The organism is Vibrio sp. 2304 (genome assembly GCF_033339475.1).
Classification (GTDB): Bacteria; Pseudomonadota; Gammaproteobacteria; order Enterobacterales; family Vibrionaceae; genus Vibrio; species Vibrio alginolyticus.
On the sequence record NZ_JAWOUQ010000002.1, the window covers coordinates 71,281 to 87,484 of the forward strand.

Sequence of the window (16,204 nt, forward strand, 5' to 3'; positions counted from 1 at the left end):
GAGTCGAGCCATTAGCTCTGAAAATTGCGTCTCGGTCATGACTTAGCCCTTACTTTTCATTAAGTTGAGGTAGGGCGTAGAGGTGAAAACCGTCGATAGAGACGTGTTTACCCTCATCGTTACCAAAGCTGAATTTCTTGTGTTCCACATCAAACATCATGCGATTACCCACACAGCGCTTGAGCAGTTCGCCAGCCTTGCCGTTTTCCCAAAGCTCAGGAGACACACGCACTTCAATGGTGTCTGTTGGGTTGGTCGTGATAAGACGCAGCTTGCCGTTTTGCTTTTGTTCGCCGTTACGGTCTGTTTTGGTTTCTTGAACGATGTCCGAAACATCTAGAATTAAACCTTCCATTCTCATAGTGTTTTGCCCTTATTTTTACGTTGTTGGTTAGTTGAAAATTGAAATGACAGTTATTGACACAAGTCCAAGGGAAATTAATGCATCATGTCGGGCGGGGCTGCGCCCACCCAACACGACGCATTAATTTCCTGAGGGTCGGTGAGCAACAGCGCTTCCATTTCGTCATAGAGCGCTAGGTGCTTTTCGTATTGCTCGTAAAGGTCGTCATACATACGCTCGTATTCTTTTTCACGTTCTAGCGCGTCGAAGTAATCGACCACGTTAGACATGATGCCTTGTTGAGCACGGATGAATTGCTCTTTGTTCTCGATCTTCCAAGTACGGAAGCGAGTCGCGATAAAAATCTTATGGAACATCAAGCCATTCAAACGCGCTTGAGCCATATCGCCGTATCGAGTCGATGAGTATTCACCGCCCGAAGCAATCAGTTTTTCGATAGAGGTTGAAACGGAATATTCCGCTTTTACTGGTTGATCTTTGCGCTTAACGAACACACCGCCCATTGCGTAACAAAACGCTTTCCAGTCGCCCTCATCAGCAGAGCGGCGAACCTTTTCTAATAGAAAGTGTTCGTCTTGAGATAAATCTGTAAACAAAGCATCGTCCTCTTTGAATTCATCACGAAGACGACGAAGCTCACGCCATACCGTGACAGATGGACCACCAATAAATTGAAATTGACGAATTTGATTCACACGCGCCCAAGTTACGACACGTTCTGCCGCATCCGAGCCAGACAAAGACGAACCTTTGTCAGAATCAATGTGTTGACCGTCGATGTTTTTACTCAGGTACTTAGCGACATAACCAACGGCTGAGCCTTGAGACCAGTCGATAACTTCGGCTTTGAAACGGGCTTTCTTTGCACCTTTTTCGTCTGGCGAGTCAGCCATAGCAAGACGACGAAACTCAGACGTCACAAATTTGCGTGCGGATTTTTCCATGAACAGCAACAAGTGGTGATGCGGCGTGCCGTCTTGGTGAGGCTCAACAATGCGCATCCCGTAAACCTTGATTTTGCTCTTATCAATCGACTTACGAAGATTCGCCCAAACGCCCATTAAGTACGCGTGAGCTGATTTCGCGTCAGGCTTGCCAGCCTCAAGCCATTTAGGGTTGATGTCTCCCTTAGAAACAGAGTGAAAACGAGACGGAGCTGTTACCGTGAAGAACACCGCATCGTGATTCGATTCTTGAGCGATTTCCTCAAAGCCACGCAGACGAACAAACATTTCAGCGCGGCGAATCTCAGCGTTAGAAACCGACTTAGCGGATAGCTCACTGAGTGTGAAGTAGTTAGACGGGTCAGCCTCATCGTAAGCAATCGTGTTTTCTAGGGCGATACGATTAGACGTATTGCGGTCACGTTGACGGCTTAGAGAAAAATCCGAGCAGTAAACTTGCTTACGGCGTTGAACAAGCGCTAAATCACGCGCAACACATTCAACCTCGTAAGCACATTTACGGCGCAGTTGACGAACAAGCCAATGCTCATCAAGAGCACGGTTCACCAATGCGAAAAGTTCACAGTTGTTTTCTGCGTATTGAATTTGCTCAGGTGAAAATGCCAAGCCTAATGAATCAAGAAGCTGAACCGCTTTATCAAAACGCGCTTGTGATTCTTCAAAAGGAATCGCACTTAACACGCGAGAAAAGTCGCGTGATTTGCGCTTGGCTAGATTGGTAATTTGCTCATCTGACATCGCGTAGCTGTAGCCGTGCTCAGTCAAACGGTCGTGAGCGTCGTTAACTGCGCGTACAGCTTCCAGAGCGTTGCGTGTTTTCAGAATGTCGGTGTAAGCGCGTGTCATGTGTCGAGCGAAGTCGCCGTTACGGTGTAATGACTTCGGCAAGTCCAAACAAGGGTTAGAAGTAGGGCGCTCAATAAAATCTGACAGGTCGTGTGAGTAGATTGACGCACTCATTGCCGATTTCACAGCCGACGGAATGAAATCCTCAGGCGTTGTGAATCTGTGGTCGACGTACTCAAAACGATGGTCGAATAAGTTATCAGGAATGTGCTCACAAGAAGCCCAAGAATGGACAGGAACAAAATCAATCCATTCTTGTTTGCCTGATGCCAAATCAATAACAAGTTCACGCATTATTGAGCCTCAAGCTCTGAGTAGAATTTACGTTTCTCATCTTTGCCAGAGCAATGTGAAACAACCAGATACTCGTAAACGGTGACGCGACCGTCAGAGGCATAGTCGCGAGCCAAATCACCACAAAACTCATGGTCAAGATAAAACGAAAAAGTTTCGTAATCGTCGTATGGGATTTCAAACGAGTCGTAGATAAGGGAACCAAAGAAATAAATACCCGCCGCAATAACCGAGACAAGGAACAAACTCCAAGCGCGATTCAGATATATTTCTAGTTTTTTTGTATTGGAGACTTCTGACATAAACAACCACCTTGACTAGTTGTGAGATCGACCGCCAAAGCCAAGCGCGAAAGCGTCAAGGGCAAACGCCCAGAGCTAGGCGGTCTTAATTGCGATTTATGGCAATCCTAGTTGCGACGAATGGCAACTGCAAGATGCGATTTATGGCAACTTTGTGGCTACAATGAGAAGAAATGGAGGTTCTTATGTACACAGCTGAACTAATTAACGCCTACAAAAAGGCGAAAAACTACGTACAAGATAAGCAGGTTGCGCACGATTTGAATCTAGACCCGCCGAAGATTAGTAAAATTCGCAAAGGTGTTAGACAACTTACTGATGAAGAAGCAGTTTTTCTCGCACACGGCGCAGGTATAGACCCTGAGATCGCGTTACTAGGATGTCACGCTGATCGCAATGAAAATCCAGCGATAAAAAGCATGTGGGAAAGCATTGCAAAAAAGTATAACGGACTTGGATTATCAAGCATTTCAATGGTTTGTGCCGGATTGGCTTTAGTGATTGCAAGTCCACAGGAACCTCTATTACAGTGCGCATTATATGTGTTATGTTAAATTGCGTATTGCTGTACGCTAAATGTTGTCTGAGTATGCTCCTATTCCCTTGCAGATTTTAAATTTAAGGGCCTTACTGTGAGCATTAAACATAATCGTCATTTACCATAAAATACTTAATATAGATCTTAATAATCTATCGATTGTTAAGATCTATATTAACGCCTTTTTACTTATTGAAATGACTGTATAGCTTCAAAGATATCTTGTCTTCTAACTGGCTTGGAAATGAATCCGTCCATACCGGCATCCAGGCATTTATCTCTATCGCTTTCTAGCGCATGTGCAGTTAACGCTATAATTGGGGTCCTGAGACCTTTATCTCGAATAAGTCTTGTTGCGGTAATTCCATCCATCACTGGCATCGAGACATCCATGAGAATCAAATCGATTAAATCCTCATTCTCTTCTAAAAATGTTAATGCCTCTGCTCCATGGCTTGCGATATGAACATTATGGCCAAGCTTATTTAAGATAAGCTTTATTACGAACTGATTCGATTCAGTATCTTCTACGACGAGAAGCTCCATTGCTTTTGTCGGTTGATTGGTTTCGATTCTAACTGGACGATTTTGATTACAACGAGTCAAAACTGGAATCGAAATCGTAAAGGTTGAACCAACATGCTCATCACTTTTAACGGCAATCTTTCCACGCATCATTTCGACTAAATGCTTGGTTATTGCGAGCCCCAGTCCTGTACCACCGAAGCGTCTCGTGATGGAACGGTCTCCTTGATGAAATGCCGTAAACAAGTGCTCTTGCTTTGCTTTAGATATACCAATTCCAGTGTCAGATATTGAGATCACAAGTTCAGCATCTTGCTCAGATACAGAAACTTTTACTTCACCTTCGTCTGTAAACTTTATTGCATTCCCTATTAGATTAAACAGAATTTGAGATAACCGCGTGGAGTCAATCCAAAATTGTTTGTCATTAGTGACAGTACAGTTGAGCTTGAATTTAAGATTTTTCTTCTTAGCTATTTGTTTTTGCTGAGAAATAACAAAAGTGACAGTGTCTCTTAAGTTAATCCATTGTTCATTGAGCTGAAAGCGACCTGACTCGATTTTAGAAAGATCAAGAATGTCACTGATTATCGCGAGAAGTAGCTCTGCAGAGCACTCCATTTGGCTCAAAGCATCAATTTGTTCTTCTGATAAGGTTGATTGCTTCAGTATATCTAGCATTCCAAGAACGGAATTTAAAGGGGTTCTTATTTCATGACTCATCATCGCTAAGAACTCCGACTTAGACCGGTTCGCAAGCTCTGCTTCTTCTCTTGCTTTAGCGAGCTGAGTTGTTCTTACTTCAACGATACGTTGTAACTTCTCTTTGGTCTCGATATCAATGACCGCCCTTTCAATTAAGGGACGAAACCGCCTCAAGGTTTCCTTATTCTCTATGCTAAAGTGCCCTTTCTGAGCTCCAATAAGTAGGATTACGGTTTGCGTTACTTCTGAACGTATACCAGTTAAAACGACCGAGTTTACATGGCTTTTTATAAAGCTGTTTAAGTTAACAAACTCAGCGAGTTTATCTGGCTCGAACAGTAGAATGCATTCACCATTGAGAGCTCTTTGATAGGTGTTACCGTGTAACCAGGATACATTATCAAATACGCTATTAGTTGATATCAATGTCTTGAAGGGATATCGTTCACCATCACGAGTCAGTACAATAAAATCATCGAAGTTGATGTACTTTTTGAGGACATTGTTTAATCCCGTAAATATCTCATGCCGATTCTTTGCCTCACTCATCGCAGATATCGCGGAAAGAATGGCCTTGTTTTCATCGGCGAGTAGTCGTTCTCTTTGTCTAGCCTGCTTTAGCTCAACTAACGCTTCTTGAAGCGCTTCCTGTTGATATATGTCTAAGTATTTATCTTTCATAAGGTTTATGGAATATAGCCGATGAAATCATCAGGTTTCCATGTCCATTCTCACCACCAATAAATCTACCTTGCTCGCCGAAAGTAAAAGGGCAAATAAAAGGCAAATGCTCTAGTTCTTGGTTAATTTGTTCACAAACGCTATTCATGTCTTGCATTAAGTGCAACATGGGACCTGCGCAAAAGATATTTATCACTCCAATTTTTCGAGACTCTTCTAATTTTTGGTTAAAAGCGGCATTGACGACTTTTGCAGCGCGCGCAACGAGATGCTCACGACTTCCTTTCATTAATGTGAGCTCGTCACCCTCTTCTATTCGTGTAAATAACTCGATTCCACCATCTTGCGTCTCACGGATCGGATGGGATAACTTGTAATATGGGCGATCATAGAGATGACCTGCGATCCGCCCTAATGGATAAGCACTCGAGTTTGTAAACAGCATATTATCTTTACCTACTTGGTTATCCTGGTGATTTGTCCACCTTCTATAAACATTGAGCGCAGGTTCGTTATCAATTTCAAGTAAGCATCTATCGTTGGTCTTGGTTGCAACACCTTTGATATTAGTTGGTGTGTGTCCAGCGCTAAAAGCGATATCAACAGGTTGAGAGGAGTAAAAGAGAGTTAAGCTTAAACCTGAAGTTTGAGAGCCTTGGGCGGTTATCACAGACCATTTCCCAGCGATGTTATTATCAGCGGCCGAACCACCAATAATTGGAATTAGAGTTCCAAATCTTTCATCTATAGACGCAATGATTGATTCCTCTTGCCCTGGTGTAGCATGAAGTAGAATTAAGTTTGGTACCTCTCCTACACGGTTTGCATTCTCAAGGGCCATATCCAAAGCCTTGGTGACGCTGTCACCTGAGTTGTGATTAGAAATACCAGTACCATAAGCATGAGGACCTGTATCATAAACAGCAAGTGCCGCAATTACTGGGCCTGTATGAAAGCCCTGATCTGTCATTACGGCTTGACATGAACTGGCGCCATGAAAAGGCACACCAGGAAAATGCGCAAGAAACGCTTCTCGAATCAACTCGAAATTGTATTCTTCCGTGTAGTAACACATCACGTAAGACAAGTTCTGTTGTGTCAATTCGGATCTGAGCGTTTTTATCGCTGAGTCTTCATCTTTAATATGAGTAAAAACTGATTGGCAATGCATACGATTTTATAATTGGATATCACTCTGCTGTTATACCATTCCAACCAATTTTCTCTAGGTAAGAAGGTGTTAATTTCATTAATAAGTTACGATTATCTCGTGATAGATCGTATTTATAATTGAACTACAACAATGTTTTCACCTTTTTTAAAGGTGATTTTTTTCGATTCAGGCATGATGTCCCATTCTACTGACTTATGCTTCTCGTTGAGATTGATAAAATTACCAGATTGATTTAGATCAATTTTTAGAGTGCTACTTTCTGTCGTTTCGAGCGAAATTCCCATTGAGTCACGATTAATCGTGATTATTTCTCCTTCAATTGTTACATCGCATCGTTCTTTTTGTGAACAGTCAACGCTATTAACACTCTCGTGTGTAAAGGTACGCCAGAAAAATGCGCCTATTAAAACACTGAGCATGATTAAGATTTGCGCAAGTCGCGCCTTTGTTAACTTTTGTGCAGGCATAATTACTAATATCCTTGTTACAAACTTCAAACTTTTTAAATAAAAAATGATTTCCAGAGGTCCAGTAAGGTTACTACCCTGTCATTGAATTGTTAATTCAAGTATAGTGTCACGCTGAAAATGCCACTTTTTATTAAAGTCAGCAATGGAAATAAGGTGATGATAACACTTGAATTCTAGAGTTTACTTGGGTGGTGTTACGACGCAAGTCGTGTTGGAAGTAAAAGTGTAGTTAATTAGAAATTGGAAGCATGCAAATGAGCCAAGTAAAGCAGCTTGAACAAAACTACAACTATACAGTCGTTCGCCAATTTACCCTTGTGACCATTTTATGGGGCATAGTTGGTATGGCTGTTGGTGTTTTGATTGCCGCTCAATTAGTTTGGCCACAGCTAAACTTTGATACGCCGTGGTTGACGTACAGTCGCTTACGTCCACTGCATACTAATGCGGTAATTTTTGCGTTTGGTACCAGTGCTCTGTTCGCAACGTCTTATTATGTTGTACAGCGCACATGTCAAACACGTCTTTTTGGTGGCCCACTCGTTGCCTTCACCTTTTGGGGTTGGCAAGCAATCATCCTGGCAGCAGCCATTACTTTGCCTCTCGGTTTAACATCGGGTAAAGAGTATGCTGAGCTAGAATGGCCTATTGATATCGCAATTGCGCTAGTATGGGTATCATATGCGGTGGTGTTCTTCGGCACACTAGTGAAGCGAAACACGTCACATATTTATGTGGCAAACTGGTTCTTCGGTGCCTTTATTATCACAGTAGCAGTACTTCACATCGTGAACAGCATGGCTATTCCTGTGTCACTTGGTAAATCTTACTCGATTTACTCGGGCGCAGTGGATGCGATGGTTCAGTGGTGGTATGGACACAATGCGGTAGGTTTCCTACTGACCGCTGGTTTCCTAGGTATGATGTACTACTTCGTTCCTAAACAAGCTGAACGTCCTGTTTATTCTTACCGTCTATCTATCGTTCACTTCTGGGCACTTATTTCTCTATATATTTGGGCAGGCCCTCACCACCTTCATTATACAGCGCTACCAGACTGGACTCAGTCTCTAGGTATGGTTATGTCGCTGGTTCTATTTGCTCCTTCTTGGGGTGGTATGATCAACGGTATTATGACGTTATCTGGTGCATGGCATAAGCTTCGTTATGACCCTATCCTACGTTTCCTAATCGTTTCACTGTCGTTCTACGGTATGTCTACCTTTGAAGGCCCGATGATGTCGATTAAGACGGTTAACGCACTTTCTCACTACACAGACTGGACCATTGGTCACGTTCACTCTGGTGCGTTAGGTTGGGTTGCGATGGTTTCTATCGGCTCTGTATATCACTTGGTACCTCGCCTATTTGGCCAAGAGCGTATGTACTCTGTTGGTCTAGTTAATGTGCATTTCTGGCTAGCAACAATCGGTACCGTTCTTTACATCGTTGCGATGTGGATCTCTGGTGTAATGCAAGGTCTTATGTGGCGCGCGGTTAACTCTGACGGTACGCTAACTTACAGTTTTGTTGAATCTGTAGAAGCGTCTTATCCGTTCTACTTTGTACGTTTCCTAGGCGGATTTATCTTCCTATCTGGTATGTTCCTAATGGCATACAACACGTACAAAACGGTAAGTGCACCTAAAGAAAGCCTAAAAGCTATCCCACATCCGGCATAAGGAGATTTAAGAATGAGTAATAATTCTAATAATCGCCATGAAATCTTAGAACGTAATGTCGGTTTGTTGGCTATTTTTATCGTGTTTGCTATCAGTTGGGGCGCTCTTGTAGAGATCACTCCTCTGATTTTCCAAAAGCAAACGACTGAACCTGTAGAAAATCTGCGCGCTTACACTCCTTTGGAGATGGAAGGCCGTGATATCTACATCCGTGAAGGTTGTAACGTCTGTCACAGCCAGATGGTTCGTCCTTTCCGCTCAGAGACTGAACGTTACGGTCACTACTCTGTTGCTGGTGAGAGTGTTTGGGAACACCCATTCCTTTGGGGCTCTAAGCGTACAGGCCCGGATTTAGCTCGTGTTGGTGGTCGTTATTCTGACGAATGGCACCGTGTTCACCTGTTAGATCCTCGTGAGCTTGTACCTGAGTCAAACATGCCAGGTTTCCCGTGGCTAGCTGAAAACGTTTTAGACGGTAAGCTAACTCAGAAGAAACTTGAGCTATTTCGTGATCAGTTCGGCGTTCCATACACTGATGAAGAGATCGCGAATTCGGCTAAAGAAGTAGAAGGTAAAACAGAGATGGATGCAATCATCGCTTACCTTCAGTCTCTTGGTCATGCAATGAAGTAAGGGGATCATATGGATTTCGGTACAATTCATAGTATTTATACCGTTGTACTCTTCGCTAGTTTTATTGGCATCGTATGGTGGGCATTTAGTAAAAAGCGTAAAGCACGCTTTGAAGAAGATGCCAACTTGGTGTTTGCTGACGAAGAACAAAAGACCCCTAATAACCAAGGAGTGAAGAAGTAATGACTACATTCTGGAGTCTCTGGATTATCGTGATTACTGTCGGTACGCTAGTAGGCTGTGCGATTCTCCTGACTTGGTGCGCTAAAGATAAAATGGGCGTCGAGGAAGGGGAAGACATGGGCCACGAGTACGATGGTATTCGCGAGCTAAACAACCCTCTACCAAAGTGGTGGACTTACCTGTTTGTAAGCACATTTGTGTTCGCAGCAGTTTACCTTGCCCTATTCCCAGGTTTAGGTAGCTTCAAGGGCTTTTTAAACTGGCAGAGTTCGGCTCAAACCGTTCGCTCACTAGAAGAGTCAAAAGAAGCCATCGCTGTAGCACAAGAGAACAAGCAACTAAACCAATATGCAAAAGAACTGGATGATGCCGACGCTTACTTCGGCGAAGCATTCCGTAAACTTGCGCACAATGACAGTGGTCTACGCCCAATTCCTGAAATTGCGCAAGATCCTGAAGCATTAAAAGTTGGTCAGCGTTTGTTTTTGCAAAACTGTTCTCAATGCCATGGCTCTGATGCACGTGGTCAGAAAGGCTTCCCTAACCTGACTGATGATGCATGGCTATATGGTGGCGAGCCAGCAGCGATCGTTACAACCATCATGCACGGCCGTATTGGTCAAATGCCAGCATGGAAAGATGCCCTTGGTGAGCAAGGTGTTCAAGAAGTTGTAAGTTACACACTTAGTCTATCTGGTCGTAAAGTAAATGCTCGTGAAGCCACGGCAGGTAAAGCACGCTTCGTAGTGTGTGCAGCTTGTCATGGTACCGATGGTAAGGGTAACCCTGCAGTCGGTGCGCCTGACCTTACAGACCAAGACTGGTTATTTGGTGACTCTCGTGCAGCTGTAACAGAAACCGTAATGAACGGACGCTCAGGCGTAATGCCTGCGTGGAAAGACATTTTGGGTGAAGATAAAGTTCAGCTCGTTGCCTCATATGTCTGGAGTTTAAGTAACTCAGAGAGTAAGTAACTGAGATATTACGTAACATAGCAATAACAGCCCCTTTCATAGGGGCTGTCTTTCCTTTAAATTTAACGCCTTACATTTTTTCATTTAGCTGTTGAGAACTTTTTTATGGTAAAGCCTTGGTATAAACAATTTTGGCCGTGGTTCCTAATCATCCTTCCTCTTACTGTCGTAGTTTGGACTGTGATTACTGTGGTCGTTTTCTCGAACAACTCTGTTTCTTTAGTCGCCGAGGATTACTATAAAAAAGGCAAAGGCATTAATATCGACATTAGTAAAATGAATGTCGCTCGTGACCTAGGTCTTAACGCTGAGATTTCCTCTGAAAATAACAATGTTGTGATTGTTTTCGCTAAAGGGAAGCTACCTCATTACCCTGCTCTAACGGCCACTTTCACTCATCGTACTCTTCCTGATCGTGACTTCACAAAGCTTGTAACAGCGGATGCATCTGGTAATTACCGACTAAAAGCTGAGGAATCTATTCAAGGACCATGGTTTGTTGAACTACAACCACACGACAAGCAATGGATGATCCAAGGTAAAGTTGAGTTTCCTGCCTCTTCAACACCGTTAATGAAGTAAGCATATGTGTAAATCCTGTTATCACTGCGGTGAAGATGTACCAGCCAACACGGATTTCAAAGTAGAAATATTGGGTGAAATTCGCGACATGTGTTGTCCGGGCTGCGAAACTGTGGCGCAGACTATTGTCGATAGTGGTCTTGTATCATATTACCAATACCGCACTGCGCCTGCAGAAAAGGCAGATCTAGTACCAGAGCAACTCCAAGCTTTAATTCATTATGACAATGCGGATGTACAATCTGAATTCGTACGAAATCGCGAAAATGTTTCTGAAGTAACCCTTTCTTTGGAAGGCGTTTCATGTGCCGCTTGTGCGTGGTTAATCGAAAAGCAAGTTTCTAATACGGCCGGGTTGGTATCTATCCGTGTTAATACAACCACCAATCGAGCGTTACTAGCCTGGGATAAAACTCAGGTACGGTTAAGCGAGCTCCTTTCCGTTATTCATAAACTTGGTTACAAAGCTGCACCTTTTGAAGCAGATAAGCAAGAAGCCTCTTACCATCGAATGATGAAGCAATATCTATATCGGCTAGGTATTGCAGGTTTAGCAACCATGCAGGTCATGATGCTCGCCGTTGCACTGTATCTCGAAGTCTTTGGTGATTTAGAGCCAGAGTTTAAAAGTTACTTTCGTTGGGTAAGTTTGATTTTTGCTACTCCTGTTTTGCTTTATTCCGCTCTTCCATTTTACTTAAACGCATGGCGCAGTATCAAAGGCCGAACCCTTGGTATGGATGTCCCGGTTTCTATCGCGTTGATCTTTGCCTATGTTGCAAGTTTAGTTGCAACAGTAACTGAACAAGGCGAAGTCTTCTTTGAATCTATCTCGATGTTTACCTTCTTTTTGTTAGTAGGTCGATTCTTAGAGATGCGCGCTCGTCGCAAAGCTGCTGCAGCGAGTGGTAACCTTCTTAAGTTGATTCCTGCAATTGCTACAACGCTGGACGGTGATCAGATACCCGTGAAGACGCTAAAAGTTGGCGATCGTATTCGCGTTCTACCTGGTGAACATATCCCCGCTGACGGTAAAGTTATTTCAGGCCGTATTCATATTGATGAATCCATGCTAACGGGCGAGTCAGTGCACGTTGTGAAACGAGAAGGCGATATTGTTTATGCAGGAACGCTAAACGGAGACGAATCATTTGAACTTGAGGTAGTAAGCTCAAAGGCCGATTCAATGATTTCTAACATCGTGCGTTTACAAGATGAAGCTCAACACTCCAAACCTAAAATTGCGGAAATTGCAGACATTGTCGCCCGTTACTTTGTTGGTGTGATTCTTATCATCTCTGCTGGTACTTGGTTTTACTGGCATCAAACAAAACCAGATGATGCGTTTTGGATCATGCTGTCTGTGTTAGTTGCTACATGCCCATGTGCGCTATCTCTGGCCACTCCGACCGCTCTCACTTGTGCTACCTCTAGAATGGGTAATTTTGGCATTTTGCTTCGTAAAGGCCATGTGTTTGAGACACTATGTAAGATCAACCACTTAGTTGTAGATAAAACAGGCACTCTAACGAAAGGTGATATTGAGATCTGTGAAACAAAGGTACTTAGTGATCTCCCACAGAAAGATTGTCTATCACTAGCTGCAGCTTTAGAGGCTCATGCAAACCACCCTATCGCTCGTTCTTTTGCAACTTACACCAATGATGACTTTATCGTGTCTGACGTGCAAAACGTGATTGGTTCAGGGATTGAGGGTATGTGGAATGGCAAAATCGTTAAGATAGGTAGTGCTGCTTTTGTTCAAGGCAAAGAAAGTGGTGAAAGCCAGGCGGTCTATCTGTCGGTTGATGGCAAGCATGTCGCTAGCTTTTACTACCGCGACCCTATCCGAAAAGAAAGCAAAGCCTTTATTCAACGTTTTGCTGACGCTGGAATTAAGACAACCCTGCTAACTGGTGATTCTCTCTCAAACGCCCAACCAGTGGCGAATGAAATTGGTATCGATCACATCGTCGCGTCAGCAAAGCCAGAAGATAAGCTTGCATACCTTAAGAGCTTGGACGAAAACAGTATCACTATGATGGTTGGTGATGGAATCAATGACGCGCCGACTCTCGCCGGAGCTCACCTTTCTGTCGCAATGGGCGGTGGTACAGATGTCGCTAAAGCTTCTGCAGATATGACGTTACTTGGGGATAATCTCGAAAAGCTACTAGAAGCACGTTTGCTTGCACTGCGTACAAGAAAGATTATTCGAGAAAACTTGGCTTGGTCTTTGGGTTACAACCTGTTAATTTTGCCTTTGGCGGTCGCAGGTTTAGTGGCTCCCTACATTGCAGTAGTTGGCATGTCTGCAAGCTCAATTATCGTTGTATCTAACTCTTTGCGCCTGCTCAAAGAGAAATAAGTAGAGAAAGCAAACATGGAAAGTCTTTATATATTGATTCCCATCGCTATCGTTCTCGTTTGTGTTGCTGTCGCCGTTTTTCTTTGGGCGGTAAGAAGCGATCAGTTTGAAGATCTTGAACGGCAAGGGCACAACATTCTTCTCGACGAAGAAGACCAATCTAATAATGATAAAAAGTAGCGACCTTTATGACTCCTGATTTTATCGGTGCGTTGATGATCGGCTTAGTAGGAGCCGGTCATTGTATGGGTATGTGTGGTGGTATCGCGTCTCTGCTTACCATGGGCTCTTCTGCTAAAAATAAAACCACCCCTCTTATCCCCCTCTTCTACAACCTCGGACGATTGATCAGTTATACCTTAATAGGAGCATTAGTGGGTGGTGCTATATCAGGTTTATCTGAGCTTAGTGGGTTAACGCATTCTCTTGCTTGGTTAAGGCTGATTGCTGCGTTATTCATGATTCTGGTCGCGCTGTATATTGCTAAATGGTGGCAAGGCTTACTTTTAATAGAAAAGCTAGGGCAGTATCTCTGGCGCTTTATCTCGCCGGCAGGGAAGAGTTTGTTGCCATTAATGCATCCTCTTCACGCGTTGCCATTTGGCTTTATTTGGGGTTGGTTACCATGTGGTTTAGTTTATTCAGCGCTTACTTGGTCGGCGGTTTCTGGTAGTGCGATGAACGGCGGCCTAATTATGCTTGCGTTTGGGCTCGGAACGCTACCTGCAATGCTTATTATTGGATACGGTGCCAATCATTTTCAGAAATTACAAAAATCATTAATATTTAGAAATATTTCAGCATTAATCCTTATTGGCTATGGTACGTATACCGCTGTAGGAGCCTTAGCATTACTCGGTTTCATATAACGTTAAACTCTATTGAGGTGACATTTTTGCTACCCTTTGGGATTAAGCGATGCTAAAATATTGATGTATATCAAATAGTGAAAGGTTGTTATGATTTCTGAAAAACCTGCAACAAAGCGTATCCAATCAGGCGGTTGCGCCATTCATTGCCAAGATTGTAGCATTAGTCAACTGTGTATCCCGTTCACTCTAAATGAGGCAGAACTTGACCAGCTTGACCAAATCATCGAACGTAAGAAGCCTATTCAAAAAGGACAAGAGCTTTTTAAGGCCGGTGATGAGCTAAAATCGCTATACGCTATCCGCTCTGGTACCATCAAGAGCTATACGATCACAGAGCAAGGTGATGAGCAAATCACAGCGTTTCACTTAGCTGGAGACTTAGTCGGTTTCGATGCTATCACTGGTGACTCCCACCCTAGCTTTGCTCAAGCACTCGAAACGTCGATGGTATGTGAAATCCCATACGAAATTTTAGACGATCTATCGGGTAAGATGCCTAAACTTCGCCAGCAAATCATGCGTTTGATGAGTAACGAAATTAAAGGTGATCAGGAAATGATTTTGCTTCTTTCTAAAAAGAATGCAGAAGAGCGACTAGCTGCTTTCCTTTACAACCTATCAACGCGTTTTTCTCAGCGTGGCTTCAGCCCTAGAGAGTTTCGTTTAACTATGACTCGTGGTGATATTGGCAACTACCTTGGTCTTACAGTCGAAACGATCAGTCGTTTGTTAGGTCGTTTCCAGAAATCTGAGATCCTAAGCGTAAAAGGTAAATATATCACTATCTTAGACCACGATGCATTGATGGAACTTGCTGGTGTAACTAAAGAATAATACACCCTAATTATTGATGTAGCTCGAAAATGAGCTACATCATATTTCTCATAAATTCCTTTCGAAAGTCCTCAAAAAGTTCTCCAAACTAAGCTACAGTAAAAATGTACGGTGAGTACTCCAAAATACTGATTTAATTTACATTCAGTATCTGGTTTTGCAATAGAAGTGGGCTTATTTATGAGTATATACAGTAAGATCCTTGTTGTAGCTGACATCAATAATGATGAGCAGCCCGCACTTGCAAGAGCTGTTCAATTAGCTCAGAAAAGTGTATCTAGAAGCCGAATCACTTTCTTTTTATCCATTTACGATTTCTCGTATGACATGACGTCAATGCTATCAGTGGATGAAAGAGATGCTATGCGTCGAGGTGTCATTCATCAGCGTGAGCAGTGGATGCGTAAAATTGCTCAACCATACCTAAACGATGGCTTCGACTTTGATGTTTGTGTTGTCTGGCACAACCGCCCTTATGAGGCGATTATTGCTGAAGTCTATGCAGGCAATCATGACCTAGTCATCAAAGGCACACGTAAGCATGATGTTTTAGAGTCTGTCATTTTCACACCGACAGATTGGCACTTGTTGCGAAAATGCCCTATTCCAGTGCTTCTTATTAAGAATGCTGCTTGGCCGGAACAAGCAAGTATCCTTGCCTCAGTACATGTGGGCTCAGAAAACCCTACTCATATTGATCTCAACGATACGATGGTCGAGCGATTAAAAGAAATCACCACTCGGCTTGAGGCCAAGCCATATCTTGTTAACGCCTACCCCGTTACACCGGCGAATATTACGATTGAACTTCCTGAATTTGACCCAACGACTTATACCGATGCAGTGCGAGGTCATCATTTAACGGCTATGAAAGCACTACGCCAAAAACATGGTCTTGATGAAGAACAAACGATAGTTGAGCAAGGTTTACCTGAAGATGTCATTCCGGCAGCTGCAGAGCGCTTGAACGCAGCAATGGTTATTTTAGGTACCACAGGGCGAACAGGGCTTTCTGCTGTCTTTATTGGTAATACAGCGGAGCACGTAATTGATAAAATAAATTGCGACGTGTTGGCTCTAAAACCAAAAGGCTACATTAGCCCTCTCGACCCAAATACAGCAACCTAATCTCTCTTTAGTATTGCTATGTATTGAGCGCTTTCAAATAAGCGCTAATAAATCCCCCGAATACAGGGGGATTTTTGTTTGGGA

The 16,204-nt window shown here is 43.2% G+C and carries 17 protein-coding genes; 11 read left to right on the forward strand and 6 right to left on the reverse strand.

Annotated elements, in window-relative coordinates; genetic code table 11:
• Positions 1–49: 49 nt before the first annotated feature.
• The 3 genes from R7P64_RS05205 to R7P64_RS05215 form a co-directional block, all read right to left on the reverse strand.
• Entirely contained in the window at positions 50–355 is a 306-nt protein-coding gene (locus tag R7P64_RS05205; protein WP_005389159.1) for a hypothetical protein, read from the reverse strand.
• A gap of 83 nt (positions 356–438) precedes the next feature.
• A complete protein-coding gene (locus R7P64_RS05210) occupies positions 439–2,469 on the reverse strand; it encodes a replication endonuclease (RefSeq protein WP_318123226.1) in 2,031 nt (676 codons plus the stop codon).
• Positions 2,469–2,771 carry a hypothetical protein gene (locus tag R7P64_RS05215; protein ID WP_025518896.1) on the reverse strand — a complete coding sequence of 101 codons (303 nt, stop codon included), beginning with the start codon at positions 2,769–2,771 and terminating at the stop codon, positions 2,469–2,471. Before R7P64_RS05215 ends, R7P64_RS05210 begins: the two co-directional genes overlap by 1 nt.
• Before the next feature lie 185 nt (positions 2,772–2,956).
• On the opposite strand from R7P64_RS05215, the gene R7P64_RS05220 reads away from it, so the two are divergent.
• Positions 2,957–3,325 carry a DUF3693 domain-containing protein gene (locus R7P64_RS05220; protein WP_005389163.1) on the forward strand — a complete coding sequence of 123 codons (369 nt, stop codon included), beginning with the start codon at positions 2,957–2,959 and terminating at the stop codon, positions 3,323–3,325.
• Between the two features lie 173 nt (positions 3,326–3,498).
• Here R7P64_RS05220 and R7P64_RS05225 read toward each other — a convergent pair whose 3' ends face one another.
• The 3 genes from R7P64_RS05225 to R7P64_RS05235 all read right to left on the reverse strand — a co-directional run bounded on the left by R7P64_RS05225 (position 3,499) and on the right by R7P64_RS05235 (position 6,861).
• The gene (locus R7P64_RS05225; protein ID WP_005377471.1) at positions 3,499–5,220 is read right to left on the reverse strand and encodes an ATP-binding protein; all 1,722 of its coding nucleotides are present in this window, start codon (positions 5,218–5,220) and stop codon (positions 3,499–3,501) included.
• Positions 5,210–6,391 (reverse strand): FIST signal transduction protein, encoded by a 1,182-nt coding sequence (locus R7P64_RS05230; RefSeq protein WP_005377472.1) that lies wholly within the window; start codon positions 6,389–6,391, stop codon positions 5,210–5,212. Before R7P64_RS05230 ends, R7P64_RS05225 begins: the two co-directional genes overlap by 11 nt.
• A 113-nt stretch (positions 6,392–6,504) precedes the next feature.
• Positions 6,505–6,861, reverse strand: coding sequence for a hypothetical protein (locus R7P64_RS05235; protein WP_005377473.1), 357 nt, complete (start codon positions 6,859–6,861; stop codon positions 6,505–6,507).
• A gap of 257 nt (positions 6,862–7,118) precedes the next feature.
• Here R7P64_RS05235 and ccoN point away from each other — a divergent pair, with 257 nt between their 5' ends.
• The 10 genes from ccoN (at position 7,119) to uspE (ending at position 16,120) form a co-directional block, all read left to right on the forward strand.
• Positions 7,119–8,546 carry a cytochrome-c oxidase, cbb3-type subunit I gene (gene ccoN / locus R7P64_RS05240; protein ID WP_005396488.1) on the forward strand — a complete coding sequence of 476 codons (1,428 nt, stop codon included), beginning with the start codon at positions 7,119–7,121 and terminating at the stop codon, positions 8,544–8,546.
• A gap of 12 nt (positions 8,547–8,558) precedes the next feature.
• Positions 8,559–9,179, forward strand: coding sequence for a cytochrome-c oxidase, cbb3-type subunit II (gene ccoO / locus R7P64_RS05245; RefSeq protein WP_005377475.1), 621 nt, complete (start codon positions 8,559–8,561; stop codon positions 9,177–9,179).
• 9 nt (positions 9,180–9,188) lie between these two features.
• The gene (locus tag R7P64_RS05250) at positions 9,189–9,362 is read left to right on the forward strand and encodes a cbb3-type cytochrome oxidase subunit 3 (protein ID WP_005377485.1); all 174 of its coding nucleotides are present in this window, start codon (positions 9,189–9,191) and stop codon (positions 9,360–9,362) included.
• Positions 9,362–10,336: a cytochrome-c oxidase, cbb3-type subunit III gene (gene ccoP, locus R7P64_RS05255; RefSeq protein ID WP_213973170.1), complete on the forward strand. Its 975-nt coding sequence runs from the start codon at positions 9,362–9,364 to the stop codon at positions 10,334–10,336. The genes R7P64_RS05250 and ccoP overlap by 1 nt, the downstream gene beginning before the upstream one ends.
• A gap of 105 nt (positions 10,337–10,441) precedes the next feature.
• Positions 10,442–10,918, forward strand: coding sequence for a FixH family protein (locus R7P64_RS05260; RefSeq protein ID WP_005377489.1), 477 nt, complete (start codon positions 10,442–10,444; stop codon positions 10,916–10,918).
• 4 nt (positions 10,919–10,922) lie between these two features.
• Positions 10,923–13,286, forward strand: a complete 2,364-nt coding sequence (locus R7P64_RS05265; protein WP_017821936.1) for a heavy metal translocating P-type ATPase — start codon at positions 10,923–10,925, stop codon at positions 13,284–13,286.
• Positions 13,287–13,301: 15 nt separating this feature from the next.
• The gene (gene ccoS, locus R7P64_RS05270; RefSeq protein WP_130544951.1) at positions 13,302–13,466 is read left to right on the forward strand and encodes a cbb3-type cytochrome oxidase assembly protein CcoS; all 165 of its coding nucleotides are present in this window, start codon (positions 13,302–13,304) and stop codon (positions 13,464–13,466) included.
• A gap of 8 nt (positions 13,467–13,474) precedes the next feature.
• Entirely contained in the window at positions 13,475–14,155 is a 681-nt protein-coding gene (locus R7P64_RS05275) for a sulfite exporter TauE/SafE family protein (protein ID WP_213973171.1), read from the forward strand.
• 90 nt (positions 14,156–14,245) lie between these two features.
• On the forward strand, positions 14,246–14,992 hold the full coding sequence (locus R7P64_RS05280) for an FNR family transcription factor (protein WP_005377497.1): 747 nt from the start codon (positions 14,246–14,248) through the stop codon (positions 14,990–14,992).
• A gap of 180 nt (positions 14,993–15,172) precedes the next feature.
• Positions 15,173–16,120: a universal stress protein UspE gene (uspE, locus tag R7P64_RS05285; RefSeq protein ID WP_005377500.1), complete on the forward strand. Its 948-nt coding sequence runs from the start codon at positions 15,173–15,175 to the stop codon at positions 16,118–16,120.
• Positions 16,121–16,204: the final 84 nt, after the last annotated feature.

Bases quoted from the DNA above. Each gene is read 5' to 3' on its own strand.
- R7P64_RS05205 (WP_005389159.1), bottom strand. From the start codon at position 355: ATGGAAGGTTTAATTCTAGATGTTTCGGACATCGTTCAAGAAACCAAA.
- R7P64_RS05210 (WP_318123226.1), bottom strand. From the start codon at position 2,469: ATGCGTGAACTTGTTATTGATTTGGCATCAGGCAAACAAGAATGGATT.
- R7P64_RS05215 (WP_025518896.1), bottom strand. From the start codon at position 2,771: ATGTCAGAAGTCTCCAATACAAAAAAACTAGAAATATATCTGAATCGC.
- R7P64_RS05220 (WP_005389163.1), top strand. From the start codon at position 2,957: ATGTACACAGCTGAACTAATTAACGCCTACAAAAAGGCGAAAAACTAC.
- R7P64_RS05225 (WP_005377471.1), bottom strand. From the start codon at position 5,220: ATGAAAGATAAATACTTAGACATATATCAACAGGAAGCGCTTCAAGAA.
- R7P64_RS05230 (WP_005377472.1), bottom strand. From the start codon at position 6,391: ATGCATTGCCAATCAGTTTTTACTCATATTAAAGATGAAGACTCAGCG.
- R7P64_RS05235 (WP_005377473.1), bottom strand. From the start codon at position 6,861: ATGCCTGCACAAAAGTTAACAAAGGCGCGACTTGCGCAAATCTTAATC.
- ccoN (WP_005396488.1), top strand. From the start codon at position 7,119: ATGAGCCAAGTAAAGCAGCTTGAACAAAACTACAACTATACAGTCGTT.
- ccoO (WP_005377475.1), top strand. From the start codon at position 8,559: ATGAGTAATAATTCTAATAATCGCCATGAAATCTTAGAACGTAATGTC.
- R7P64_RS05250 (WP_005377485.1), top strand. From the start codon at position 9,189: ATGGATTTCGGTACAATTCATAGTATTTATACCGTTGTACTCTTCGCT.
- ccoP (WP_213973170.1), top strand. From the start codon at position 9,362: ATGACTACATTCTGGAGTCTCTGGATTATCGTGATTACTGTCGGTACG.
- R7P64_RS05260 (WP_005377489.1), top strand. From the start codon at position 10,442: ATGGTAAAGCCTTGGTATAAACAATTTTGGCCGTGGTTCCTAATCATC.
- R7P64_RS05265 (WP_017821936.1), top strand. From the start codon at position 10,923: ATGTGTAAATCCTGTTATCACTGCGGTGAAGATGTACCAGCCAACACG.
- ccoS (WP_130544951.1), top strand. From the start codon at position 13,302: ATGGAAAGTCTTTATATATTGATTCCCATCGCTATCGTTCTCGTTTGT.
- R7P64_RS05275 (WP_213973171.1), top strand. From the start codon at position 13,475: ATGACTCCTGATTTTATCGGTGCGTTGATGATCGGCTTAGTAGGAGCC.
- R7P64_RS05280 (WP_005377497.1), top strand. From the start codon at position 14,246: ATGATTTCTGAAAAACCTGCAACAAAGCGTATCCAATCAGGCGGTTGC.
- uspE (WP_005377500.1), top strand. From the start codon at position 15,173: ATGAGTATATACAGTAAGATCCTTGTTGTAGCTGACATCAATAATGAT.